Annotated in this window: 24 protein-coding genes and 2 tRNA genes; 11 read left to right on the top strand and 15 right to left on the bottom strand. The window is 66.8% G+C overall.

Features of this window, described 5'->3' with window-relative positions:
• The first annotated feature begins 136 nt into the window (after positions 1–136).
• The 3 genes from O1Q03_RS19270 to O1Q03_RS19280 all read left to right on the top strand — a co-directional run bounded on the left by O1Q03_RS19270 (position 137) and on the right by O1Q03_RS19280 (position 2,480).
• On the top strand, positions 137–334 hold the full coding sequence (locus O1Q03_RS19270; protein ID WP_269505444.1) for a hypothetical protein: 198 nt from the start codon (positions 137–139) through the stop codon (positions 332–334).
• 150 nt (positions 335–484) lie between these two features.
• Positions 485–1,906, top strand: a complete 1,422-nt coding sequence (gene otsA / locus O1Q03_RS19275) for an alpha,alpha-trehalose-phosphate synthase (UDP-forming) (protein ID WP_269505445.1) — start codon at positions 485–487, stop codon at positions 1,904–1,906.
• Positions 1,899–2,480, top strand: a complete 582-nt coding sequence (locus O1Q03_RS19280) for an AAA family ATPase (protein WP_269505446.1) — start codon at positions 1,899–1,901, stop codon at positions 2,478–2,480. The genes otsA and O1Q03_RS19280 overlap by 8 nt, the downstream gene beginning before the upstream one ends.
• Before the next feature lie 25 nt (positions 2,481–2,505).
• Here O1Q03_RS19280 and O1Q03_RS19285 read toward each other — a convergent pair whose 3' ends face one another.
• Positions 2,506–3,873, bottom strand: a complete 1,368-nt coding sequence (locus O1Q03_RS19285; protein ID WP_269505448.1) for an MFS transporter — start codon at positions 3,871–3,873, stop codon at positions 2,506–2,508.
• A gap of 188 nt (positions 3,874–4,061) precedes the next feature.
• Positions 4,062–4,442, bottom strand: a complete 381-nt coding sequence (locus O1Q03_RS19290) for a DUF5594 family protein (protein WP_269505449.1) — start codon at positions 4,440–4,442, stop codon at positions 4,062–4,064.
• 117 nt (positions 4,443–4,559) lie between these two features.
• On the opposite strand from O1Q03_RS19290, the gene O1Q03_RS19295 reads away from it, so the two are divergent.
• The gene (locus O1Q03_RS19295) at positions 4,560–4,961 is read left to right on the top strand and encodes a hypothetical protein (RefSeq protein ID WP_269505450.1); all 402 of its coding nucleotides are present in this window, start codon (positions 4,560–4,562) and stop codon (positions 4,959–4,961) included.
• Between the two features lie 193 nt (positions 4,962–5,154).
• Here the strand turns inward: O1Q03_RS19295 and O1Q03_RS19300 are convergent, their stop codons facing one another.
• A complete protein-coding gene (locus tag O1Q03_RS19300) occupies positions 5,155–5,466 on the bottom strand; it encodes a hypothetical protein (protein ID WP_269505454.1) in 312 nt (103 codons plus the stop codon).
• A gap of 144 nt (positions 5,467–5,610) precedes the next feature.
• Here O1Q03_RS19300 and eco point away from each other — a divergent pair, with 144 nt between their 5' ends.
• Positions 5,611–6,111, top strand: a complete 501-nt coding sequence (gene eco / locus O1Q03_RS19305; protein ID WP_269505455.1) for a serine protease inhibitor ecotin — start codon at positions 5,611–5,613, stop codon at positions 6,109–6,111.
• A 340-nt stretch (positions 6,112–6,451) separates the two neighbouring features.
• On the opposite strand, the gene O1Q03_RS19310 is transcribed toward eco, so the two are convergent.
• From O1Q03_RS19310 to O1Q03_RS19330, 5 genes are all read right to left on the bottom strand, one after another.
• Positions 6,452–6,528, bottom strand: a tRNA-Met gene (locus O1Q03_RS19310).
• Between the two features lie 397 nt (positions 6,529–6,925).
• A complete protein-coding gene (locus O1Q03_RS19315; RefSeq protein WP_269505456.1) occupies positions 6,926–7,162 on the bottom strand; it encodes a hypothetical protein in 237 nt (78 codons plus the stop codon).
• A gap of 9 nt (positions 7,163–7,171) precedes the next feature.
• Positions 7,172–7,339, bottom strand: coding sequence for a hypothetical protein (locus tag O1Q03_RS19320; RefSeq protein ID WP_269505458.1), 168 nt, complete (start codon positions 7,337–7,339; stop codon positions 7,172–7,174).
• Between the two features lie 204 nt (positions 7,340–7,543).
• Positions 7,544–7,618: transfer RNA gene (locus O1Q03_RS19325), tRNA-Arg, on the bottom strand.
• Positions 7,619–7,765: 147 nt separating this feature from the next.
• The gene (locus O1Q03_RS19330) at positions 7,766–7,948 is read right to left on the bottom strand and encodes a rubredoxin (protein ID WP_006478164.1); all 183 of its coding nucleotides are present in this window, start codon (positions 7,946–7,948) and stop codon (positions 7,766–7,768) included.
• A gap of 198 nt (positions 7,949–8,146) precedes the next feature.
• Here O1Q03_RS19330 and O1Q03_RS19335 point away from each other — a divergent pair, with 198 nt between their 5' ends.
• The 5 genes from O1Q03_RS19335 to O1Q03_RS19355 all read left to right on the top strand — a co-directional run bounded on the left by O1Q03_RS19335 (position 8,147) and on the right by O1Q03_RS19355 (position 16,110).
• Positions 8,147–8,551, top strand: coding sequence for a DUF4399 domain-containing protein (locus O1Q03_RS19335; protein WP_269505459.1), 405 nt, complete (start codon positions 8,147–8,149; stop codon positions 8,549–8,551).
• A gap of 253 nt (positions 8,552–8,804) precedes the next feature.
• On the top strand, positions 8,805–10,754 hold the full coding sequence (locus O1Q03_RS19340; protein ID WP_442865813.1) for an ATP-binding cassette domain-containing protein: 1,950 nt from the start codon (positions 8,805–8,807) through the stop codon (positions 10,752–10,754).
• Positions 10,755–11,028: 274 nt separating this feature from the next.
• Entirely contained in the window at positions 11,029–13,011 is a 1,983-nt protein-coding gene (locus O1Q03_RS19345; RefSeq protein ID WP_269505462.1) for a DNA topoisomerase IV subunit B, read from the top strand.
• A gap of 70 nt (positions 13,012–13,081) precedes the next feature.
• On the top strand, positions 13,082–15,403 hold the full coding sequence (parC, locus tag O1Q03_RS19350) for a DNA topoisomerase IV subunit A (RefSeq protein WP_269505463.1): 2,322 nt from the start codon (positions 13,082–13,084) through the stop codon (positions 15,401–15,403).
• A 248-nt stretch (positions 15,404–15,651) separates the two neighbouring features.
• Positions 15,652–16,110 carry a CopD family protein gene (locus O1Q03_RS19355; RefSeq protein ID WP_269505464.1) on the top strand — a complete coding sequence of 153 codons (459 nt, stop codon included), beginning with the start codon at positions 15,652–15,654 and terminating at the stop codon, positions 16,108–16,110.
• A 54-nt stretch (positions 16,111–16,164) separates the two neighbouring features.
• Here the strand turns inward: O1Q03_RS19355 and O1Q03_RS19360 are convergent, their stop codons facing one another.
• On the bottom strand, positions 16,165–17,049 hold the full coding sequence (locus tag O1Q03_RS19360) for a LysR family transcriptional regulator (protein ID WP_269505465.1): 885 nt from the start codon (positions 17,047–17,049) through the stop codon (positions 16,165–16,167).
• A gap of 113 nt (positions 17,050–17,162) precedes the next feature.
• Between O1Q03_RS19360 and O1Q03_RS19365 the strand changes: the two genes are divergently transcribed.
• Positions 17,163–17,609 carry a multidrug/biocide efflux PACE transporter gene (locus O1Q03_RS19365; RefSeq protein WP_269505466.1) on the top strand — a complete coding sequence of 149 codons (447 nt, stop codon included), beginning with the start codon at positions 17,163–17,165 and terminating at the stop codon, positions 17,607–17,609.
• Positions 17,610–17,669: 60 nt separating this feature from the next.
• Here the strand turns inward: O1Q03_RS19365 and O1Q03_RS19370 are convergent, their stop codons facing one another.
• The 6 genes from O1Q03_RS19370 to O1Q03_RS19395 all read right to left on the bottom strand — a co-directional run bounded on the left by O1Q03_RS19370 (position 17,670) and on the right by O1Q03_RS19395 (position 25,290).
• Entirely contained in the window at positions 17,670–18,878 is a 1,209-nt protein-coding gene (locus O1Q03_RS19370; RefSeq protein ID WP_269505467.1) for a chromate transporter, read from the bottom strand.
• A 212-nt stretch (positions 18,879–19,090) separates the two neighbouring features.
• Positions 19,091–21,430, bottom strand: coding sequence for a bifunctional diguanylate cyclase/phosphodiesterase (locus tag O1Q03_RS19375; protein ID WP_269505469.1), 2,340 nt, complete (start codon positions 21,428–21,430; stop codon positions 19,091–19,093).
• Between the two features lie 219 nt (positions 21,431–21,649).
• Entirely contained in the window at positions 21,650–22,528 is an 879-nt protein-coding gene (locus tag O1Q03_RS19380) for a PhzF family phenazine biosynthesis protein (RefSeq protein WP_269505470.1), read from the bottom strand.
• A 13-nt stretch (positions 22,529–22,541) separates the two neighbouring features.
• Positions 22,542–23,000 (bottom strand): RidA family protein, encoded by a 459-nt coding sequence (locus tag O1Q03_RS19385; protein WP_096502101.1) that lies wholly within the window; start codon positions 22,998–23,000, stop codon positions 22,542–22,544.
• Positions 23,001–23,047: 47 nt separating this feature from the next.
• The gene (locus tag O1Q03_RS19390) at positions 23,048–24,229 is read right to left on the bottom strand and encodes an aminotransferase-like domain-containing protein (protein ID WP_269505471.1); all 1,182 of its coding nucleotides are present in this window, start codon (positions 24,227–24,229) and stop codon (positions 23,048–23,050) included.
• A gap of 149 nt (positions 24,230–24,378) precedes the next feature.
• Complete coding sequence (locus O1Q03_RS19395; protein ID WP_269505472.1) at positions 24,379–25,290, bottom strand: DMT family transporter; 912 nt, start codon at positions 25,288–25,290, stop codon at positions 24,379–24,381.
• Positions 25,291–25,310: the final 20 nt, after the last annotated feature.

The raw sequence follows: 25,310 nt of genomic DNA on the forward strand, positions 1-25,310 counted from the left end.
ATGCTTCGCCAGGGGTCGAAACGTTACAAATTGAAGGTAATTGTTACCTTCGCATGCGAGCAAGCAACCTAGACTGTTTTGTTATGGAATGTTTCAACGACGGCCCCGAGCCGCGCTGCCCATGAGACACCCCGCCATGCGCCGTTCGAAACGCTTGTCACCGCGGCCGCCCGAACCGGGCGCCGACCGTCCCGCTCCGCAGCGCGACGCGCCTGTTGCACCGCCTGCGGGCGCGCCCGGCGAGACGCCGTCCGACGGCGATCACAACCAGGGCGGCGCACGCCCGGAAGGGCTCGACTATCAACGCGACCTCGGCCAGGAGCAGGACGCTTGACGCCGTCGACGTTGCATTCCGCCGCCGCATTTCACTGCGCTCTTTGTTGCATCACTCACATCTGAATCGCCGCGTGGCCGCCTGCGGGCCGCCGCGCCCGTCTTGGCGCGCGCCGCGCGTCATCCAATCGAATCGAGGAGGGGAAGCCGCATGAGCAGATTGATCGTGGTATCGAATCGTGTCGCCGCAGGCGAGGACACACGCCCGAGCGCGGGAGGGCTCGCGGTCGGCGTGATGGACGCGCTGAAGGAAACCGGCGGCGTCTGGTTCGGCTGGAACGGCGAGATCGTCGGTGCGCCCGACGCCGCGCCCGCGATTCAGCGGGACGGCAACGTCACGTATGCGACGGTCGGGCTGACCCGGCGCGACTACGATCAGTACTACCGCGGCTTCTCGAACGCGACGCTGTGGCCGGTGTTCCACTACCGCGGCGATCTCGCCCGCTTCGACCGGCAGGAGTACGCGGGCTATCTGCGCGTGAACGCGATGCTCGCGAAGCAGCTTGCCGCGCTGCTGCGGCCCGACGACCTGATCTGGGTGCACGACTACCACCTGCTGCCGTTCGCGCATTGCCTGCGCGAACTCGGCGTGAAGAACCCGATCGGCTTCTTCCTGCACATTCCGTTTCCGTCGCCGGAGATGCTGCGCCTCGTGCCGCCGCACGAGGAACTCGTGAAGTTCATGTGCGCGTACGACGTTGCGGGCTTCCAGACCGATGCCGACAAGCAGGCGTTCGCCGACTACATCGAGCGGCGCGGGATCGGCACCGCGAGCGACGACGGGATGCTGCATGCGCACGGCCGCGTCGTGAAGGTCGCCGCCTATCCGATCGGCGTGCATCCGGACGCGATCGCCGAGGCGGCTGTGCAGTATGGCGCGCGCAAGCCGGTGAAGATGCTGCGCGATGCACTCGACGGCCGCAAGCTCGTAATGAGCGTCGCCCGTCTCGACTATTCGAAGGGGCTGGTCGAGCGCTTCCAGTCGTTCGAGCGGATGCTCGCGAACGCGCCGGGCTGGCAGGGGCGCGTGTCGCTCGTGCAGATCGCGCCGCCGACGCGCTCCGACGTGCAGACCTACCAGCACATTCGCGAAACGCTGGAAGGCGAGGCCGGCCGCATCAACGGGCGCTTCTCGCAGCTCGACTGGACGCCGATCCAGTACCTGAACCGCAAATACGACCGCAACCTGCTGATGGCGTTCTTCCGGATGTCGCAGGTCGGCTACGTGACGCCGTTGCGCGACGGGATGAACCTCGTTGCGAAGGAGTACGTCGCATCGCAGGATCCCGCCGATCCGGGCGTGCTCGTGCTGTCGGAGTTCGCGGGCGCGGCAGCCGAGCTGACCGGTGCGCTGCTCGTCAATCCGTACGACCTGTCGCAGATGGCCGACGCGCTCGAGCGCGCGCTGTCGATGCCGCTCGCGGAGCGGCAGGCGCGCCATGAGCAGAACCTCGCGCGGTTGCGCGAGAACGACCTGTCGGTATGGCGCGACACGTTCGTCGCCGACCTGCGCAGCGTCGCGGCTGCCGCGTCGGTCACGCAGCGGGCGGGCCGGCGGATCGCCCATGTCTGAACACGTGGAAGCGGCCGGCGCAGACGACGATGCGGCCGGCCGTTTCTACGTCGTCACGGGCGGCCCCGGCTCGGGCAAGAGCACGCTGCTCGATGCGCTCGAGCGCACCGGTTTCGCGCGTTCGCAGGAGGCCGGGCGCGGCGTGATCCGCGACCAGATGGCGATCGACGGCCACGCGCTGCCGTGGCGCGACCGGGCCGCCTTCGCGGAACTGATGCTGAGTTGGGAGATGCGCTCGTACCGTCTCGCGCGATGCATGCGCGGCCCGGTGTTCTTCGATCGCGGTGTGCCGGACGTGATCGGCTACCTGCGGTTGACGGGCCTCGCGGTGCCCGCGCATGCGGAAGCGGCGGCGCGGCGCTATCGCTATCACCGGCGCGTGTTCATTGCGCCGCCGTGGCCCGACATCTACGCGCAGGACCCCGAGCGCAGGCAGGATTTCGCGGAAGCCGTGCGGACCTACCACGCGATGGTCGACTGCTATACGTCGTACGGCTATCGGCTGATCGAGCTGCCGCGCGCGAGCGTGACGGCACGCGTGCGCTTCGTGATGGATACGCTCGACGCCGCGTGACGTGCGCGCGCCGCGCGCGTCGGCTTCAGGTTGCCGCGTCGGGCTTTGGCGACGCGATGCGCAGCATGCTCACCACGGCCGCGACCGCCGCGAACACCGTCGCGACATACAGCGCGATGGTTGGGCCGCGATCGGGCGCAAGCCCGAAAATCAATGCGACGAGCGCGGCGCCGAGCGTCTGGCCGGTCAGGCGTGCCGTGCTCAACATTCCGCCCGCGCCGCCGCTGCGCTCGCGCGGCGCGGACGACAGCATCGCGCGGTTGTTCGGCGACTGGAACAACCCGAAGCCGGCGCCGCACAGCGCCATCCGCCACACGATGTCGACCGTGCCCGGGTGCGCGCCGATCGTCGCGAGCGACAGCAGCCCGGCTGCGAACAGCGCGAGCCCGATCCCGCCGAGGATACCGGCCGAATAGCGGTCCGACAGCACGCCCGCGAGCGGCGCGGCGAACACGATCACGAGCGGCCACGGGGTCATGTAGAGGCCCGTTTCGACTTGCGAGAAACCAAGCGAATGCTGCAGCCAGAACGGCAGCGCGACGAACGCGAGCATCTGCGACGTAAACGATGCGACCGACGTGCAGATCGACAGCGCGAACATCGGGATGCGCATCAGGTCGACCGGCAGCAACGGCGCCGGCTGTGATAGCTGGCGCTTCACGAAGAAGTAGCCGATGCCGAATGCGACGGCCAGCTCGAGCGCAACGTATGCGCGGCTTTCGCCGTGGCCGAGCCCGTCGACGGCCATGATCAGCAGACCGAACACGCAGGCGTTCATCAGCGCGCTCGGGAAGTCGTACGGTGCGTCGTGCAGCGGGTTGGTCGGCAGCGCACGGATACTGCCGAATACCGCGGCGATGCCGATCGGCACGTTGACCGCGAACAGCCACGGCCACGACGCGAACGACAGGATCGCCGACGCGACCGTCGGGCCGATCGCCGACGACAGCGCGACCACCATCGCGTTGATCGACAGCCCGCGCCCGAGCATCGACGACGGGTAGATCATCCGCACGAGCGCCGCATTCACGCTCATGATGCCGGCCGCGCCGAACCCCTGGATCACGCGCATGACTGCCAGCATCGGCAGCGAACCGGCGAGCGCGCAGCCGAGCGAGGCCGCGGTGAAGAGCGCGAGCCCGGCGATGTAGATGCGGCGGTAGCCGATGCGCTCGCCGAGCGATGCGAGCGGCAGCAGCGTGATCGTGACGGCGAGCTGGTACGCGTTGACGATCCAGATCGATGCGGCGTCGGACGCGTGCAGGTCGCGCGCGATCGTGGGCAGCGCGACGTTCGCGATCGCGCCGTCGAGCACGGCAAGCGTGATGCCCAGTGCGACGCAGACGATCGCCCAGTAGCGTTGCGGAAGCGGCAGGCCGATGTCGGCGTTCATGACGGGAGTGAAAGCGTGATTGTCCGCGCGCCCGGATGCCGGTTGCGTGCGCAACCATGCCCACGGGCGGAGGCGGCGGTGAATGGCCAGGCCGGCACAGCATCTGCGCCGAAGCGGGACCGGCCGAGTGTATCACCGGCTCGCATCGCGCGACGTCGACGCGCGCGGCCGCAGCCCGGCACGCGCATTCAGCCTTCGAAGTCGAGGCCGCCGAGCCGCACCAGCGGGTCGGCCTGCGTGCGCGACGCCAGATCGATGTCGCGTGCGCCTTCCCACGCGCGCAGCTTCCTCGGCAGCGCGCTCAGGTAATGCTCGAAGCGTGCGGGACCGTCGGGCTCCATCAGCCGTTCGATCTCGTCGCCGTCCCAGGTCAGTTCGAGGTTCAGCGGATGCACGTAGCCGCTCACGTGCTCGTGCGGTGCGCTGCGGATCCGCACGCGCGTCGGTTGCCCGTGTCCGCCGTACGGGACGACATCGGCCTGCACGTGATCGGCGAAGAAAGCGGCGATCGCCTGCGCGATGCGCGGCGCGAATTCGGTATCGAAACGGTGAGTGGTTTCGGGCTGCATGAACGCGTCTCCTGTATCTCGAAAATCGTAGCACGGCGGTGCCGCGTTTCGGCGTGCGTGATACCCGTAATGGCGCGTTACCACTTGCTGCATCTATTACGGCCGGGTGCCGCCACAATGCATCGCATCCAGTACCACTTCGCGTGGGAGTCCATCATGAAAAGAATTGCCGCAGTCTGTGTCCTCGCCGGTTCGCTCGTCGCGGCCGGTCCGGCTTCCGCGCACGGCCGCGATGGCGGCGCCGTCATCGGCGCGCTGATCGGCGGTGCGGTGCTCGGCGCGATCGTGACGTCGGCGATGAGTCCGCCCGTCGCGTACCAGGCGCCCGTGTATCAGGCACCGGCCTATCAGCCGCCGACTTACTACCAGGCGCCGGCGTACCAGCAGCCGGAGTATCCGACCTATCAGCAGGCGCAGTATCAGGGCGACGGCCCGAACTATTGCTACGACCGCTATCAGCGCGCGTACGTGTGCGGTGCGCCCGTGTCGGGCGGCTATGCACAGCCGGCCGGCTGGTAAGCGGACGGATGACGGGATTCGGCGCGGGGTGGTACGCGAAGATCGAACCGCCGCTACGCAGGACGACAAAAAGCAAGGCCCTCGCAGGATGCGAGGGCCTTTGTCATTTCGCGAATGTCAATTCTCGTGCGCTACGCGGCACGCCGAGCGCGGCCGCGTGCGGATACAAACGGTTGCAATTGGACCGGCTGGATCAGTGACGATGGCCGCCGTCGCCGTGACCGCGTCCGCCGCCGCCTTCGTTCCAGTCGCCGCGACGCCCGCCGCCGTGACCCCAGTCGCCTCGATGGTAGTCGCGACGTCCGCGGTCCCAGTCACGTCCGCGGTCCCAGTCGCGTCCGCCGCCGCCGCCCCAGATATTGACCGTGCCATAGACCGGTGCCGGGCCGTACGCATAGCCCGGCTCGGAATAGTAGGGTTGTCCGTAGCCGTATCCGGGCTCCGGACCGACGACGCAGCCGGCCAGTAACGTGGCGACGCCGGCGGCAGCAATGAGCTTCAACATGATGTTCTCCGTTGGTTGCCCTATAAGTACCGCGCGCGGAGATTGCTGGCTGTTTGCAATTGTGTCGTCAAATTACAGCCTCGTAAGCTGTTGCGACGGAAGTGTTAGCATCCGGGGCCTATTTTGTTTATGAGGAGCATATCGATGAAATGCGCGATCCGGGCTGTCCTGGCCGCCATGGGCGTCACGACCGCCGCCGCGTGCGCGGCCGGCCCCGCATCGGCGCCCGCCGTGTCGGCCGAGTCGATCAAGATGTTCCCGCAGCCGGCCGCCGGACAACAGCGTGCGGTGATCGCGCTGCCTGCGCTCGAGAACGAGGGCGATGCTCGCGTCGAGTTGATGATCGGCAAGACGCTGCAGACCGACTGCAACCAGCAATGGTTCGGCGGCGAGCTGACCGCCGAGGACGTGAAGGGCTGGGGCTATACGTACTATCGGCTGACCGACGTGAAGGGGCCCGCGTCGACGCTGATGGCATGCCCGGGCCAGGCGCCGCGGCAGCGGTTCGTGCAGGTGCGCGGCGACGGTCAGCTGCTGCGCTATAACAGCCGTCTGCCGCTCGTCGTGTACGTGCCGGACGGCTTCGACGTGCGCTACCGCGTGTGGCATGCGTCGAAGGACGTGCAGCATGCGGTGACGCAGTAAAGCGGTATTGGCGTGGCCGCGCGGGGCGCCTGTTGCCGCGTGGCTGCGTGCGGTTTCGCGGGTTTCGTTCTGGAGTCCGCTGGTTGTTTGGTGCTTGCGTTTGCGAGCGCCGGCGGGGTGCCCAGCGCGGTTTGCACGATACTTCCCGATCACGACGGCTCGCGCCGTCTCATGCCTGAATCCATATCTCCTGTTGGGCCGTCACGTAGAGGCGCGATCGCCCGTCGCATGTCACTGTGATGATGCTGCGATGAATGACAGAGGACCCCGAACGATCGAACGGCAACCGTCCGGTCGAATGAGAAAAGCCCGCTTGCTGACGCAGAGCGGGCTTCGAAATTGGTTGCGGGGATAGGATTTGAACCTATGACCTTCGGGTTATGAGCCCGACGAGCTGCCAGACTGCTCCACCCCGCGGCGCGAAGTGTACGCGGAGTGTTACCTCCGTGTCAAACCGAATCGGGAAAACTCTTTGCGATGCTCGCCCGGTGGTGCGGGCCGGGTCTGTCTCGGCGTATCGAAGGGCTTGGTCAGCAGGCGTTCGAGTGACGTGAACGTCGGCTGAAGTGATCGGTTTTTTCAGCGTGCGCTGTTTGGCGTACGACAACGGCGTGGCTGTATTTCGTACGGCAGCGCGGTTGCAGCGGAGCCCCGCGAAACCCATGCTCGGCCATACGTGACGTGTAGACCGTTCGATACAGGGCATACCGCAGTGTGATGCGTTTGTTACGGCGAAGCCGGTGGAACCCTCGACGATCTCCCTGCAGTATCGGTATGTCAGTGATGGGCGCGCCGAGTAGAACTCCACAAAAAATCAGTCTCGATTCGCCTCGATAATCTGCTCCAACGCATTGGCATCGTCGGTAGGCTCCTCCGTACCGCGAAAAATGCAAACCTCCGTATGCCCGTCTCGGAACACGTCTATTTCGACTCGCATCCCAACCACGGTGACCGAGACCAAGACCGTATCGGGTCGATTGCGGCTCAGGATGTAGTGAATTTTCGCGGAGTCGAGCCGATCGAGCAGATCAAAGAGTGTATGGGTGGTCATATCGGGCGCCTATTTCTTGAATCGATGACTGTTGAGCGGCTCGAGCGCCTTACGCACCTCCTTGATGCCGTCGCTCGCGTCGCCTTGAATCTCGTTGCCATCGAATTCAAATACTGCCCCGGAAATTGAAGCAGCGCCGAGCCCTTGGGATTCTGCTCTGATGATGTCGCGGGCCATCAAGACAACATGGCTCGGCTGCCAGACGCTATATCGATAGTCACTGACGCCATGCGACTTGTTCCCCGATTCCGATCGATATACGTCATCCGATACCGGGGTGGTCCTTTTGGCTTCGTCGAACAGGAGCTGAGCTGAAGCAATTCGCTGCTACGCCAAACTCGGCGAAGAGGTGTGTCGCGTAAGACTGGGATGGTGTGTCGCTGGTCCCCCCGACAGGAATCGAACCTGTATCTAGCGCTTAGGAGGCGCTTGTTCTATCCATTGAACTACGGGGAGAGCCGTGTCCGCGGTATCGCGTGTTGAAAACGCGAACGGGAAGGCGATGTGGACAGCGCGCAGAGTATAGCAAACGCGCGGCGCATCGGCGGACGGAATGCGTGCCGATGCGCGGCTCGCGCGTTCAGCGTGGTCGGGAATCGAGAATCAGAAATCGACGACGACGAAATCTTCCTTGCCCACGTCGCACAGCGGGCAGCGCCAGTCGGCGGGAATGTCGGCGAAACGGGTGCCGGCCGGGATGCCTTCGTCGGGCAGGCCTTCCGCTTCGTTGTAGACCCACCCGCAAATCAGGCAGACCCAGCTCTGGTATTCGGTTACTTCGCTCATATGGCGCTCGGGATGATGAAAGTCGGTGATGCCGCTCGCGGCACGGCCGGCGGACGAAAGGCGCAATAGTACCGGAATTTCGCCGAACGCCTCGACAACGTCGTTTTAAACGTACGTATCGCGAACAACGGACGTCGTCGCACGGGCCGGGCGTGCAGTGTATGCTTCGTGAGCCTTTCAATCCGAAGGAGTAAAACGATGCTCAACAAGAAATGGATCGCGGGTGTGATGTGTGTGGCGGCGCTGGGTGTGTCGACGCTCGCGCGTGCCGAGGCGCGCGTGTTCTTCGTCGAACCGAAGGACGGCGCGACGGTGTCGAACCCCGTGCACGTGAAGTTCGGCCTCGAAGGGATGGCGCTGAAGCCGGCCGGCGACATGACGCCGGACACGGGCCACCATCACCTGCTGATCGACGGCAAGCCGGTGCCGAAGGGCGACGTGATCCCGGCCACCGAACATTCGCTGCACTTCGGCAAGGCGCAGACCGAAACCGACGTGAAGCTCCCGCCCGGCCAGCACACGCTGACGCTGCAGCTCGGCGACGGCGCGCACCGTTCGTACGGTCCCGCAATGAGCTCGACGATCACGGTCAACGTGCAGTAAAACTGCATCGCCCGCATGCGAACGCCCGGCCGGGAAGCAGCGGCCGGGTACCGGCGCCATGTCAGCGCCGACGCGGATGACGCCGGCTCGCCCGCCGTCGCGGCACGCGCACCGACACGCCGCCGAGCACTGCCTCAGCAACCATTCGACATAAAAAGTCCTGCACACCGGCCTATCCCATTCGGCCATACCGGCGCGGGCGTCCTCCACCGGTACAATGGGCGCTTCCGATTTCTCTCTTCGCCGTCTCCCCATGTCGCTTTATTCCATTACCGGTGCGCAACTCGCGTTCGGTCACGTCGCGTTGCTCGACCACGCGGACTTCTCGCTGGAGGCCGGCGAGCGCGTCGGCCTGATCGGTCGCAACGGCGCGGGCAAGTCGTCGCTGCTGAAGATCGTCGCCGGGCTCGCGAAGCCCGACGGCGGGCTCATCACGCGCCAGCAGGATCTCGTGACCGTCTACGTGCCGCAGGAGCCCGAATTCGAACCCGGCGCGACGGTGTTCGACGCGGTGGCGTCGGGGCTCACGCACACGCGCGAAGTCCTCGAAGAATACGATTCGATCGCGCACCGCCTCGCGGAGACGCCGGAAGGCGCCGAGCACGACGCGCTGCTCGCGCGGATGAACGCGCTGCAGTCGTCGCTCGATACGCACGACGCGTGGAACTGGCGCACGCGCGTGTCGATGACGCTCGCGCAGATCGGCCTGACCGACGGCGACGCGCAGGTCGACGCGCTGTCGGGCGGGATGCAGAAGCGTGTCGCGCTGGCGCGTGCGCTGGTGCTGCAGCCCGACGTGCTGCTGCTCGACGAACCGACCAACCACCTCGACTTCGACGGCATCCGCTGGCTGGAAGAGCTGCTGGTCGCGCAGCGCGCGGGGCTGCTGTTCATCACGCACGATCGCGCGTTCCTCGACCGCGTCGCGACGCGCATCGTCGATCTCGATCGCGGCAATCTGCTGTCGTATCCGGGCAATTTCTCGGCGTACCAGACGCGCAAGGCGCAGCAGCTGGAAGTCGAGCGCGTGGAAAACGAGAAGTTCGACAAGCTGCTCGCGCAGGAAGAAGTGTGGATCCGCAAGGGCGTCGAGGCGCGCCGCACGCGCAGCGTCGGGCGCATCGCGCGGCTCGTGCAGATGCGCAACGAACGTGCGGAGCGTCGCAACGCGCAGGGCAACGTGAAGCTCGACGTCGCGCAGGGCGAGAAGTCCGGCAAGATCGTCGCGGAGCTGACCGACGTGACGAAGCGCTACGGCGATCGCACGGTGGTCGACACCTTCTCGACGACGGTCATGCGCGGCGACAAGATCGGCTTCGTGGGCCCGAACGGCGCCGGCAAGACGACGCTGCTCAAGCTGATCCTCGGCGAACTGAAGCCCGACGCGGGCACGGTGCGCACGGGCACGAACCTGCAGGTCGCGTACTTCGACCAGATGCGCGCGCAGCTCGACCAGGAAAAGAGCCTGGCCGACACGATCAGCCCGGGCAGCGAGTGGGTCGAAATCGGCGGCGTGCGCAAGCACGTGATGAGCTATCTCGGCGACTTCCTGTTCGCGCCGGAACGCGCGCGTTCGCCGGTGAAGTCGCTGTCGGGTGGCGAGCGCAACCGGCTGCTGCTCGCACGCCTGTTCGCGCGCCCGGCCAACGTGCTGGTGCTCGACGAACCGACCAACGACCTCGACATCCCGACGCTCGAACTGCTCGAAGAGCTGCTGGCCGACTACGATGGCACGGTGCTGCTCGTCAGCCACGACCGCGCATTCCTCGACAACGTCGTGACGTCGGTGATCGCGGCCGAAGGCGACGGCAAGTGGCGCGAATACGTCGGCGGCTTCACCGACTGGCAGATCCAGAGCGAGCGTTCGCAGCAGCTCGCGCAGCAGGAAGCGGCGAAGTGCGCGGTGAAGGACGCGGTGCCGGTCAAGGAAGACGCGGCGAAAAGCGCGGCAGGCCGCAACGCGCAACGCACGGTGAAGCTGTCGTTCAACGAGCAGCGCGAGCTCGATGCGCTGCCGGAGAAGATCGCCGCGCTCGAGGAAGAACAGAAGACGATCAACGCACAACTCGAGGACGGCGCGATCTTCGCGAAGGATCCGCAGGAAGGCACGCGCCTGACCGAGCGGTTCGCGGCGATCGACGACGAACTGCTCGCCGCGCTCGAGCGGTGGGAGACGCTCGAGGCGAAGCGCAAGCCGGTCTGACGCACCGCACGCGGGCCGGCCTGCCCTGGCCGGCGCCGCGCGCGCAGTGGCCGGCCGGCGGCGCGGTGTGACGATCTTGCGGCGGCGCGCCACGCGGAACCAGTAAAATACCGCGCGTCCCGGGCCGCGCAGCGCATGCGGCGCGCCCGCTTTCGGAGCAGTCCAAGCACACCGTTGTTTCGATTCGCTTTTTTACGGAACTCAACGCTTTGTCCACGACGTTATCCACACGAGATGTGGAAAACGTCCCGATGAACGACGAAATTCAGCGCCTATGTCAACGAAGAAGCCCAGCGCGGCCTATAGCGAAGCATCGATCAAGGTGCTCAAGGGTCTCGAGCCGGTCAAGCAGCGGCCCGGCATGTACACCCGTACCGAAAATCCGCTGCACATCATTCAGGAAGTCATCGACAACGCGTCCGACGAGGCACTCGGCGGCTACGGCAAGCAGATCACGGTCACGCTGCACGCCGATCAGTCGGTGTCGGTCGAGGACGACGGTCGCGGCATCCCGTTCGGCCTGCATCCCGAGGAAGGCGTGCCGGTCGTCGAGATCGTGTTCACGCGCCTGCACGCAGGCGGCAAGTTCGACAAGGCCGCCGGTGGCGCGTACACGTTCTCGGGCGGCCTGCACGGCGTCGGCGTGTCGGTGACGAACGCACTCGCGACGCGCCTCGACGTCACGGTCTGGCGCGACGGCAAGATCGCCGAGCTCGGCTTTGCGGACGGCGATGTCGTGAAGCCGCTCTCGACACAGTCCGCGGGCCGCGGCGAGAAGAAATCCGGCACGCGCGTGCAGGTGTGGCCGAATCCGAAGTACTTCGATTCGCCGAACCTGCCGCTCGGCGAACTGCAGCGCCTGCTGCGCTCGAAGGCCGTGCTGCTGCCGGGCGTCGAGGTCGTGCTCGTCACCGAAAAGACGGGCGAGCGCCAGACGTGGAAGTATGAAGACGGCCTGCGCGGCTACCTGCTCGACGAGATGAACGGCAGCGAGCTGCTGATCCCGCTGTTCGAAGGCGAGCGTTTCGCCGATGCGCGTTCGGCTGACGAAACCTTCGCGGAAGGCGAGGGCGCATCGTGGGTCGTCGCCTGGAGCGAGGAAGGCTCGCTCGTGCGCGAGTCGTACGTGAACCTGATCCCCACACCCGCCGGCGGCACGCACGAGTCGGGCCTGCGCGACGGTCTCTATCAGGCAGTGAAAAGCTTCGTCGAGCTGCACAACCTGCAGCCGAAGGGCGTGAAGCTGCTCGCGGAAGACGTGTTCGCGCGCGTGTCGTTCGTGCTGTCCGCGAAGGTGCTCGATCCGCAGTTCCAAGGGCAGATCAAGGAACGCCTGAACAGCCGCGACGCGGTGAAGCTCGTGTCGTCGTTCTCGCGTCCGGCGCTCGAACTGTGGCTGAACCAGCACGTCGAGCACGGCAAGAAGCTCGCTGAACTCGTGATCAAGCAGGCGCAGGCGCGCACGCGCGCCGGCCAGAAGGTCGAGAAGCGCAAGAGCTCGGGCGTCGCGGTGCTGCCCGGCAAGCTGACCGATTGCGAGACGGAAGACATCGCGCGCAACGAACTGTTCCTCGTCGAGGGCGACTCGGCAGGCGGTTCCGCGAAGATGGGCCGCGACAAGGAATACCAGGCGATCCTGCCGCTGCGCGGCAAGGTGCTGAACACGTGGGAAACCGAGCGCGACCGCCTGTTCGCGAACAACGAGGTGCACGACATCTCGGTCGCGATCGGCGTCGATCCGCACAGCCCGGACGACACCGTCGACCTGTCGAACCTGCGCTACGGCAAGATCTGCATCCTGTCGGACGCGGACGTCGACGGCTCGCACATCCAGGTGCTGCTGCTCACGCTGTTCTTCAAGCACTTCCCGCAGCTGATCGAGCGCGGCCACGTGCACGTCGCGCGCCCGCCGCTGTTCCGCGTCGACGCGCCCGCGCGCGGCAAGAAGCCCGCGCAGAAGCTCTATGCGCTCGACGAAGGCGAACTCGAGGCGACGCTCGACAAGCTGCGCAAGGACGGCGTGCGTGAAACGCAGTGGAGCATCAGCCGCTTCAAGGGCCTCGGCGAAATGAGCGCCGAGCAGCTGTGGGACACGACGATGAACCCCGACACGCGCCGCCTGATGCCGGTGAAGCTCGGCGAGCTCGACTACGAGTCGACGGTTGCGCGCATGACGATGCTGATGGGCAAGGGCGAGGCAGCCGCACGGCGCGGCTGGCTCGAGGAAAAGGGCAACGACGTCGAAGCGGACATTTAAGCGGAGCGTTCCGCGCGGCCGGGCATGACGCCCGGCCCGGCCTCATGCCACTTACGAATACGGAATACAGATGGACGACAATACTTCCGATCTCTTCGCCGGGTCCGACGCTCCGGACGCCGACGAGCTGACGCTCGGCAACTACGCGGAGCAGGCATACCTCAGCTACGCGGTCAGCGTCGTGAAGAGCCGCGCGCTGCCCGACGTGTGCGACGGCCAGAAGCCGGTGCAGCGCCGGATCCTGTTCGCGATGAACGAAATGGGCCTCGGCCCCGACGCGAAGCCGGTGAAATCGGCGCGCGTGGTCGGCGACGTGCTCGGTAAATACCACCCGCACGGCGACCAGTCGGCGTACGACGCGCTCGTGCGTCTCGCGCAGGACTTCTCGCTGCGTTACCCGCTGATCGACGGGCAGGGCAACTTCGGCTCGCGCGACGGCGACGGCGCGGCGGCGATGCGTTACACCGAAGCGCGGCTCACGCCGATCTCGAAACTGCTGCTCGACGAGATCGACCAGGGCACGGTCGACTTCATGCCGAACTACGACGGCTCGTTCGAAGAGCCGAAGACGCTGCCGAGCCGCATGCCGTTCGTGCTGCTGAACGGCGCGTCGGGCATCGCGGTCGGCCTCGCGACCGAAATCCCGTCGCACAACCTGCGCGAAGTCGCGGCGGCGGCAGTCGCATTGATCCGAAATCCGAAGCTCTCGCACGCGGAGCTGATGAACCTGATCCCCGGCCCGGATTTCCCCGGCGGCGGCCAGATCATCTCGAGCGACGCCGAAATCTCGGCGGCGTACGAATCGGGCCGCGGCAGCCTGAAGGTGCGCGCGAAATGGAAGATCGAGGATCTCGCGCGCGGCCAGTGGCAACTCGTCGTCACGGAATTGCCGCCGAGCACGTCGGGCCAGAAGGTGCTCGAGGAAATCGAGGAGCTGACCAACCCGAAGCTCAAGCTCGGCAAGAAGACGCTCACGCCCGAGCAGCTGAACACGAAGAAGGCGATGCTCGACCTGCTCGACGCGGTGCGCGACGAGTCGGGCAAGGAAGCGGCGGTGCGGCTGGTGTTCGAGCCGAAGTCGCGCACGATCGACCAGACGGAATTCGTGAACACGCTGCTCGCGTACACGAGCCTCGAATCGAACGCGACGCTGAACCTCGTGATGATCGGCGCAGACGGCCGGCCGGGCCAGAAGGGCCTGCTGACGATCCTCGACGAATGGGTGAAGTTCCGCCAGCTGACGATGACGCGCCGTTGCCGCCATCGTCTCGCGAAGGTCGACGACCGCATCCACATCCTCGAAGGGCGGATGATCGTCTTCCTGAACATCGACGAGGTGATCCGCATCATCCGCGAGTCGGACGAGCCGAAGGCCGCGCTGATGAGCGCGTTCGGCCTCAGCGAGCGGCAGGCCGAGGACATCCTCGAAATCCGCCTGCGTCAGCTCGCGCGGCTCGAGAAGATCAAGATCGAGAAGGAGCTCGAAGCGCTGCGCGACGAGAAGGCGAAGCTCGAGGAACTGCTCGCGAACGAAAGCGCGATGAAGCGGCTGATGATCAAGGAGATCGAGGCCGACGCGAAGCAGTACGGCGACGATCGCCGCACGCTGATCCAGCAGGAAAAGCGCGCGACGTTCGAGGCGAAGGTGGTTGACGAGCCGGTGACGGTGGTCGTGTCGCAGAAGGGCTGGGTGCGCGCGCTGAAGGGCCACGGGCTCGACCCGGCCGGCTTCACGTTCAAGGCCGGCGACCACCTGTACGCGGCGTTCCAGTGTCGCACGCCGGATCGCCTGATCGCGTGGGGCAGCAGCGGCCGCGTGTACTCGGTCGACGTGTCGGTGCTGCCGGGCGGGCGCGGCGACGGCGTGCCGGTCACGTCGCTGATCGAGCTCGAATCGGGCTCGCACCTGATGCACTACTACGCGGCGCCGGTCGACCAGCAACTGCTGCTCGCGTCGAGCAACGGCTTCGGCTTCCTCGCGAAGGTCGGCGACATGGTGAGCCGCCTGAAGGCCGGCAAGTCGTTCATGACGATCGATGCGGGCGCGGTGCCGCTCGCGCCGATGCCGGTGCTGCCGAACGCGACGCAGGTCGCGTGCCTGTCGAGCGGCGGGCGCTTGCTGGTGTTCGGGATGGACGAGATGAAGACGCTGTCCGGCGGCGGGCGCGGCGTGATCCTGATGGCGCTCGACGACAAGGAAACGCTCGTGCAGGCGCTGGCGATCGACTCGGCCGGCGTCGTGCTGATCGGCACCGGCCGCGGCGGCAAGGTGCAGGACGAGACGCTGTCGTATGCCGGGCTCGCGCCGCATATCGGCAAGCGCGCCCGCAAGGGCCGCGCGCCGGACACGAAGCTCAAGATTGTCAACGAGCTGCGTCCGATGCTCGGCTGACGCTGCACTCGGTCGACCGGTTCGGCCGCGAGCGTAGGCCGCACGTCCGCTTCGGCGGGCGTGCGGCTTTTTCTTTTTGGGCTCGAGGATTCGGGTAAGCAAGCGTGGCGCTGTCACGCGAAACTTGCAAAATAGTGTGAAATCGCGCCGAGGGTCTGAACCGCGACGCGGCTGGCGGGTCGAACGTCGCTTGATGCCGCGTGTGCCGCGGCTGTTCGTTGCACCCCACTCATCACAGGATTGTCGCCATGTCCCACGCCGTTGCCGTCGCGTTGTTTCTTCATCTGCTGGCCGTTGCCGTGTGGGTGGGCGGGATGGTTTTTGCGAACTTCTGCCTGCGCCCGGCGCTGTCCGACCTGACGCCGCAACTGCGGCTGCCGCTGATCGAGGGCGTGTTCGGCCGCTTCTTCAACTGGGTGTCCGGCTCGGTGATCGTGATCCTGCTGTCGGGCGGTTTCCTGCTGATGGCGTTCGGCGGCGCGCACGCGACGTGGTCGCTGCACGCGATGGCCGGCCTCGGCGTCGTGATGATGCTGATCTTCGGTCATATCCGCTTCGCGCTGTTCCCGCGCATCCGCCGTGCGGTGCAGGCGCAGAACTGGCCGGACGGCGCGCGCGCGGTGAACACGGTGCGCCTGCTCGTCGTCGTCAATCTCGTGCTGGGCGTCGTGACGATCGGCGCGGCGGTGCTGTCGCGCGGTTTCTGAGCCGGCGGCGTCGCCACCCGGCGCCGATTACCCGCGCGGTGCGATGCCGCGCTGCTACGCGGCCAGCATCGCGTCGAGCAGCCACGAGCCGGCCGGGCCCAGCGGCCGGTTGCGCGACCACACCGCATCGACCCGCACGCGGCGCGGCCAGCCGCGCGAGCGCAGCTCGCACAGCCGATCGCCCGCGAAGTGCTGCACCATCCAGCGCGGCAGCTCGGCCCAGCCGAACCCCAGCACGGCCATCTCCAGCAGCATCAGATAGCTCGGCGCGAGCCAGCGCTGCATGCCGACGACGATCCGGTCGTCGACGCTGCGCTCCTCCGGGTTCACATAGGTATTGAGCCGCAGCTCGCGCGCATCGCGCAGCGCCGCATGCGGCACGTCGGCGTCGCCGTATTGCGCCAGCGCGTGCATGCGCCCGACGAACAGGCCGATCTCCGATTCCTCCGCCACCGTCGCCGCGCCGATATCGGGCGGGTAGACCGCGCGCGCGGCCATCAGCCCAAGCTGCGCGCGACCCTGCTGGATCAGGTCGAGCACGTCCTCGTGCTCGGCGATCTGGCATTCGAGCTCGAGCGCCGGAAAACGCTGTTCGAGCGCCATCAACGTTTCCTCGTAACGCTTCGACTGGTACGTGTCGGACACGACGAGCGTGAGCCGCGCTTCCTCGCCTCGCGCGAGCCGCGCCGCCATGCGGTCGATCGCCGCGCCGGCCTCCAGCGCGCGCTGCACCTGCGGCAGCAGCGCGCGTCCGGCGTCGGTCAGCATCGGGCTGCGCGTCGAACGATCGAACAACTGCACGCCGAGGTCGATCTCGAGGTTCGCGATCGCTTCCGAAATCGTCGACTGGCGCTTGCCGAGCTTGCGTGCGGCAGCCGTGAACGAGCCGAGCAGCGCGGCTTCGGCAAACGCGAGCAGGGCTTCGGGGGCGTGGCGCATGTGGCGATCCTCACGGCGTTATATCGGTAAAACCGATGATATCAAACTGGATCGGCACGGTTTCACCGATCAAAATGGCCGCAATGCGCTGAATACACGTACTGGAGGGAATCATGAAACAGGTGCACAAAACAGTGGCGGAACGCCTCGTGCACGCGCTGACGTTCGAACTCGTGGCGATCGCGCTGTGCGCGCCGATCGGCGCATGGCTGCTCGACATGCCGGTGTCGCACGTCGGCGTGCTGACGGTGATGGTGTCGCTGATCGCGATGGCGTGGAACATGACGTTCAACACGGTATTCGATCGCGTCGAACGGCGCGCGGGCCTCACGCGGACGCTCGGCATGCGGGTCGTGCATGCGGTCGCGTTCGAACTGGGTCTCGTCGCGATGGTGGTGCCGGTTGCCGCGTGGTGGCTGAACGTGAGCCTCGTCGAGGCGCTGCTGCTCGATCTCGGCATCGTGCTGTTCTTCCTGCCCTACACGTTCTGCTTCAACCTCGCGTACGACGCGCTGCGAGCACGCTGGGCCGCACGCCGCGTCGTCGTGCAGGCGGGCTGAGCGGGCTGAGCGGGGCGGGGGAGTCGAGCGGGCGGGCGCCGCCGCGAGCGCGGCCGTCCGTCAGTGGGCGGCCGCCCACAGCCATACGCCGCACACGATCGCGACGACGCCGTACACGGCATACACGGGCGCCTTGAAGCGCGCGAAGCACAGCGTCGCGAACGCGCCCGTGAGCCAGTAGACGGGATCGGCCGGTTCGCGATGCAGGATCCTCACGACGGCGACCACGAGAAAGCCGGTGGTCGCCGCGCGCAGCAGGCGCATCCCGTGCTCGAAGCGCGAATGGCGCTTGAGCCGGAACAGGTGGTTCTTCGCGAACACGACGAGACAACCCGACGGAATGAACAGCGCGGCGGTCGCGAACAGCGCGCCGACCCAGCCGTCGGTCAGGTAGCCGAGAAACGGCACGACGTTCAACAGCGGCCCCGGCGACACCGGCGACAGCGCGAAGGCGAGCGTGAAGTCGTGATCGCTGATGCCGGTCGCGGGCGACACGAACAGTGCCTTGAGCACGGGCAGTGCGGAGAAGCCGCCGCCGAACAGCGTCATGCCCGCGCCCGCGAGCCGCACCCACAGCAGCTCCATCTGGTAGTCGCCGGGCAGCGGCAGCGCGAACAGCGCGACGAAGACGGCGAGCAGCACGAGCAGGTTACGATCGCGCCGGGACAGCGTGAAACCGATCGTGTCGTATTGCGGCGGCCCCGTGAGCCAGCCCGCTGCAAACGCAGCGCATAGAATCCCGACGAAGGCGGCCGGACTATGTGCGAAAGCGAGCAGAATCGTCGACAACGCGGCAATCAGCTGTTCGAGCCGCGTGCGCGCGAGCGTGCGCAGCTGCTTGACCCACGTGACGCCGATCAGCGCGGCGAGCACCATCCCGAAGTGATTGATCAGCACCGGCGCGGCGAGCGAGCGCACGAGCGGCGTGCGATAGAAGATCGCGAACAGCGTCATCAGCACGGAGAACGGCAGCACGCTCGCGATGCCGGCGATCCATGCGCCGGTGCGCCCGTGCAGCGTCTGGCCGACCTGCACCGCGACATTGCAGCCGACCGGGCCCGGCACGAGCCATGCGAGCGCGACGAGATCGGCGAACTGGTGCGGCTCGATGCGCTGCAGGCGGTCGACATAGTGACGTTCGAGCTGCGCCATCATCGAAAGCCCACCCCACGACACGGCGGAAATGCCCGCGATGACCTTGAACAAGGTCCACAGGGATGCCTGTGCCCGCTCGACACGTGCGGTCGCTTCGACTTCGACGGTTGTCATGACTGTGCTGTTGGTGCTGGGCCCGATCTCGCGCATAGGGACATGCCGACACGATGGCCCTCCCGATTGTCCGTCGCGCATCATGACACTGCCATGCGCGAAAACGCTAGTTAATGAGCCAAACCATCGGATCGGAAGCCGAAATGATCGGCGTACGGAACGACGCTTGCCGTGCGCGCTGCGTATTCCGTGCCAAGTGCGGTGCGGTGTGCTTACGCGCCGGCGTTGCCGGTCGCGCGACGCGCGATCACGTTCGCTCGCTCGCCGCGCACGCCGAAACGTTCGATCAACGCGGGAATCGCGTCGGCCGGCACGGGCCGGGAGAACAGGAAGCCCTGCGCTTCGATCTCGCCGAGCGCGGACAGCCACGCGATCTGCTCCTCGGTCTCCGTGCCTTCGACGACCACCGTGAGGCCGAGCGAGCGCGCGAGATGCACGATCGACGACACCATCACGCACACGCTGCGATCGTTCGGGATCGCCTGCACGAACGAGCGGTCGACCTTCAGCGTATCGACGGAGAAGCGGTGCAGGTACGACAGCGACGAGTAGCCGGTGCCGAAATCGTCGAGCGCGATCCGGATGCCGAGCTTCTTCAACGCGACGATCTTCTCGGACACGAGCTCCGGATATTCCATCATCGCGGTCTCGGTGATCTCGAGCTCGAGCCGGTTCGCGTTGATGCCGGTGTCGAGCAGCGCTTGCGAGATCGTCTCGATCAGGTCGCCGCGCCAGAACTGCACGGGCGAGATGTTGACCGCGAGCGTCAGCGTGTCGTGGCCGTCGTCGCGCCAGCGCGCGATCTGCGCGCATGCGGTGCGGATCACGAAGTCGCCGATCGGCACGATCAGGCCCGTCGATTCGGCGATCGAAATGAATTCGTTCGCGGAGATGATGCCGTGCTCCGGATGATCCCAGCGCGCGAGCGCCTCGAAGCCCGTGATGTTGCGGTGCACGAGGTCGATCTTCGGCTGGTACGCGAGGAACAGCTGCCCTTCGGCGAGCGCGACGCGCAGTTGCTGCTCCCAGCGCATCAGGTGATCCGCGCGGTGCGACAGGTGCGGCGCGTAGAACTGATAGCAGTTCTTGCCGGCATCCTTCGCGCTGTACATCGCGAGGTCGGCCTTCTTCAGCAGGTCGATCTCGCTTTCGTTCGCGACGGTGTGCAGCGCGATGCCGATGCTCGCATGCAGCACGAACGAGCTGCCGCGCACGTCGAACGGTTCGCTGAACAGCCGGATGATCGCTTCCGCGAGCCGCACCGCGCGCCGTTCGACGTCGTCGCCCTTCATCACGACCACGAACTCGTCGCCGCCGATCCGCGCGAGCGAGCCTTCGTCGCCGACCGCATCGGCCAGGCGCGACGCGGTCATCTGCAGCACGATGTCGCCGGCGTTATGGCCGAGCGTGTCGTTGACGGTCTTGAAGTTGTCGAGATCGATGAACAGCAGGCCGAGCCGCGACAGGCTGGCCGGCATCGCCACGTCGTTGCGCAGGCCGCGCAGCGTCGCGTAGCGGTTCGCGAGGCCGGTGAGCAGGTCGTATTCGGCGAGCTGGGTCATCTCGCGCTCGCGGCCGAGCAGCTTGCCGATCAGCCCCGTCGCGACGCCGAAGAACGCGAGCATCGCGAGCGTGATGAAGCTCGTCATCAGCAGGTAGACGTTGCGCGTGTGGTAGTAGTCGGAGAATTCCTCCGTCTGCGACAGCCCGACCATCACCGCGAGCGGATAGCCGTCGAGGTGGCGGTACGACACGATGCGCGTCACGCCGTCGAGCGGGTCGATGATGGTGCCCGTCACGCGCTCGGCGATCGGGTAGACGCCCGATGCGGAGAACGCGCCCGGCGCGTTGCTCAGCGAGCCGGTGCGGCGCGCGAGCACGGCACCCGTGTCGGACACGACGGCGATCACGCCTTCCTTGCCGATCGCCGCATTGTTGTAGAAGTCGTTCGTGAAGTAGCTCGGGTCTTCCGACACGACGACGATGCCCGCGAAGCTGCCGTCGGGGTTGTTCAGGCGCCGCGTCATCTGCAGCGTCCAGTGGCTCGACACGCGGCCGAGCACCGGCTTGCTGATGTACAGGCGGTCGTCGTTGTTCGCGAGATGCACCTTGAAGTGCTCGCGGTCCGACAGGTTGATCGGCTTCGGGTGGAGTTCGGCGGTGTTCGCGAACAGGATGCCCTTCGCGTTGACGAGCGACACCTGGATCAGCGTGTCGCTCGGCACGACGCCTTTTTCGACCGTGCTCGCGAGGTTGAAACGCGCGGGCGACTTCTCGAATTCGAACTTGACGAAGCGGGTGATCTGGTCGACCTGGTGGATCGCCTTGACCGTATGCTGTTCGAGCGCGGACGACAGGATCGCGGCGGATGCCGCCGCTTCCTTGTACGCGCTGTCCTTTTCGACCGACAGACGCGCGACGATCACGGCCCACAGCAGCGCGAGCGCCAGCGTGCCAAGCAGCGGGATCGCGAACAGCGCCCGCCGGCGCGACTTGCGCGGCGCGCGCAGCGGCCGGTTCGGCGGCGTGTGGTTAGACCGGGCGGAGCTCATCGAAAAGGGCGGCGTCCTGCTCGCGTGCGCCATCCCCCATCGGGATGGCCGGCAATGGTTGGGGCGCACCGGCGTCTGTTCGTTCGCGGGACGCGCAACCATGGACAGACCCGCCGAAGCGACGGATTAGGCCCGATATTACTGGCTGGAACGTTTTTGCGATAGACGGGTGAATCGTAGGGTGCCGGCCCGGCCGGCACCGTCGCACATCGCGAAATGTCAGGCGCCCGCCTGGAACGTGCCGTCCACGACCGTCACGACGTGGCCGCCGATCCAGATCGTGTCGTCGTCATATTGGACGAAGATGCGGCCGTCGCGGCCGATCGCCGTGCCCTGGCGCACTGTATACGAGGGGCCGGGGCGGCGCCCCTGGCGGCTCAGGAGGCCGGCCAGCGCGGCATTGGCGCTGCCGGTGACGGGATCCTCGCCGACGCCGAAGCTGCCGCCCGTCATCAGGCAGCGGATTTCGAATGTGGCGGGGCCGCCGTCCGCGTGCGGCGCGTAGACGGCGAGGCCGTCCGTGCCGTAGCGACGGGTGATTGCCTCCAACGCGGCCGGATCGGGGGCGAGGCCGACGCAGGCGTCGGCCGACGTCAGCCGCACGACCAGCCACGGCGCGCCGTTGTCGACCGCGTACGGTTCGGCGTCCGGATCGATCGCATCGCTGCGCAACGCGGCTGCCAGTGCCGGGTAGTCGGCGCGCGCGAGCGGCGTGAACCGTGCCGGCGGCGCGGCGAATGCCCAGCCATCGGCCTGTTCGCGCAGTTCGACCAGGCCGACCCCGCACTGCTGGATCAGCCGGCCCGGCGTGCGCGGCCGCGCGCCGCTTTCCAGGAACGCGTGCGCGGTGCCGAGCGTCGGATGACCGGCGAACGGCAGCTCGCCGCACGGCGTGAAGATCCGGACGCGGTAGTCGGCCTCGGGATCCGTCGGCGTGCACAGGAACGTCGTCTCCGACAGGTTCGTCCAGCGGGCGATGGCCAGCATGGCGTCGTCGCCGAGCGAATCGGCGTCGAACACCACGGCAAGCGCATTGCCCTTGAACGGCACCGACGTGAAGACGTCGACCTGCTTGAAGCGGACGGGGTGGCTGGTCATCGTGACGCCCGTGTTACGCGACTTCGGCGATCAGTTCGATCTCGACGCATGCGCCGAGCGGGATCTGCGCGACGCCGAACGCCGAACGCGCATGCTTGCCCGCGTCGCCGAACACTTCCGCGATCAGTTCCGACGCGCCGTTCGTGACGATGTGCTGTTCGGTGAATTCGAGCGTCGAGTTCACGAGGCTCATCAGCTTCACGATGCGCGTGACCTTGTTCAGGTCGCCGGTGTGCGCGTGCAGCGTCGCGAGCAGGTCGATCGCGATCGAACGCGCGGCGGCCTTGCCGTCTTCCGTCTGCAGATCGGCGCCGAGCTTGCCGGCCCAGACCTTGCCGTCCTTCTTCGCGATGTGGCCCGACAGGTAGACCGTGTTGCCGCTTTGCGCGCTCATCACGTAGGCGGCGGCCGGGGCGCCGGCGGTCGGGAGCTCGATGCCGAGCGACTTCAGTTTGTCGTAGACGTTAGCCATGGGTTCGATTCCTCGTAGAGAGTCGTGCGTGACAGGAAAAAGGGGGATCAGAGACGTTCGCGCAGCAGCTTGCCGAGGCGCGCGACGCCTTCCTCGATCTTCTCGGGCGGCACCGTCACGAACGACAGGCGCAGCGTGTTCTGCTGCGGATCGTTCGCGAAGAACGGCGCGCCCGGCACGAACGCGACGTGGTTCTCGACCGCCGCTTCCAGCAGCTTCATGCTGTCGATCTGCGCGGGCAGGTTCACCCAGATGAACATCCCGCCCTCCGGGCGGTTCCACGTGACGCCTTCCGGCATGTGACGCGCGAGCGACGCGAGCATTGCGTCGCACTGCGCGCCGTACAGCTGGCGGATCGTCGGGATGTGTTCGTCGAGGAAGCCGTCCTTGATCACTTCGTGCGCGATGCGCTGCGTGAGCGTCGGTGTGTGCAGGTCGGTGGCCTGCTTGGCCTGCACGAGCTTGAAGTGGAGTTCTTCGGGGGCAATGATGTAGCCGATCCGCAGGCCCGGCGCGAGCACCTTCGAGAACGTGCCGAGGTGCACGACGTGGTCGGGCGCCATCGACAGCATCGTCGGCAGCGGCTCGCCCTGGTAGTTCAGTGCGCCATACGGATCGTCTTCCAGCACCGGGAACGGGCTCGACTGCGCGAACGCGGCGAGCGCGCGGCGGCGCTCGACGGGTAGCCGGCGGCCGGTCGGGTTCTGGAAATTCGGCTGCGCGTACAGCAGGCGCGCGCCTTGCGTAAGTTCGGGCGTCAGACCTGCCGGCAGCAGGCCCTGCTCGTCGGTCGGTACCTGCACGTAGCGCGGCTCGTACAGCGAGAACGACTGCAGCGCGCCGAGGTAGGTCGGCGTTTCGACGAGGATCGGGCTGTTCGGGTCGATCAGCGCCTTGCCAAGCAGGTCGAGCGCCTGCTGCGAGCCGGTCGTGATCAGCACTTGCGACACGCGCACGCGGTAGCGCTCGGCGATCCATTCGCGCAGCGGCAGGTAGCCTTCGGTCGCGCTGTACTGGAGTGCCGCAGCGGGCGAATCGCGCAGCACGCGGTCGGCCGCCGCGCGCATGCGTTCGGCCGGGAACGTCGCGGGAGCGGGCAGGCCGCCGGCGAACGAGATGACCTCGGGGCGTTCCGTGATCTTCAGGATCTCGCGGATCGCAGAGCTCGTCAGCTTGCGTGCGCGTTCGGAAAGCTGCCAGTGCGGCGGATGCAGGTCGCTCGGATTCATAGTCTCCTCGTTCGGATATCGTGGTCAGTCAAGAAAGGTCGGTCAGGCAGATTGCGTCGACGCGGCCGGGTAGGCACGCGGGAGCGCGATCGAGCCGTCGCGGCCGAGTGGGCAAAACCGTTCAGGCAAAACGAACATTATGGCGCACCTCATCGGACGGCGCGAGCGGGGCGCGGAGCCGTGGCCACCGACGAACGCCGTCCGAGCATGACGGTCGCGATCACCGCGGCCGCGAACAGCCATGTCGACGACGTCACCGTCTCGCCGAACAGCAGCGCGGAAAAGGCGATCGTGAAGAAGATCTGCAGCAATTGCACCTGGCCGACACGCGCGGTGCCGCCCATGGCGAGCCCCGCATACCACGCGAAAAAGCCGATGAATTGAGAAAAGAGGGTCACGTAGCCGAACGCGAGCCACGTGCGCAGCGCGAGCGGGCCGGGGTGCGCGGCGTGCTGCATCCACGCGAGCCAGCCGACGGGCAGCACGAGGAAGGGCGCGGATACGACGAGCGCCCAGCAGATCACCTGCCAGCCGCCGATCTGGCGCGCGAGGCGCGCGCCCTCGGCATAGCCGAGCGCGCCGATGCCGACCGCGACGAGCATCAGCGCATCGCCCGCCTGCACGGTGCCGCCGCCGTCGCGCAGCGCGAACGCGATCACGAGCGCGCTGCCGGCCAGCGCGCTGGCCCAGAACGCCTTCGACGGCCGTTCGTGCGACAGCCAGGCCGCGTACAGCGCGACGAACAGCGGCTGCAGGCCGTTGACGACGGCGCCGTGCGACGCCGGCACGGTTTTCATCGCCCACGCGGAGAACACCGGATACGCGATGATCACGCCGGCCGACACGACCGCGAGGCTCTTCAGTTGCGCGCGGGTCGGCAGCCGCTCGCGGCGCCACCACAGCAGCAGGCCGGCCGGCACGGCGGCGGCGAGCGCGCGGCCGAGCCCGTTGAGCAGCGGGTTGAGTTCGGAGACGACGATCCGCGTCATCGGCAGCGTCAGGCTGAAGATCATCACGCCGATGAGGCCGAGCAGCATGCCCCGGGTTTCGCGCGAATTCATGTCGTGGGTGTCTCCGTATT

This window comes from Burkholderia sp. IMCC1007 (assembly GCF_027257875.1).
Lineage (GTDB): Bacteria > Pseudomonadota > Gammaproteobacteria > Burkholderiales > Burkholderiaceae > Burkholderia.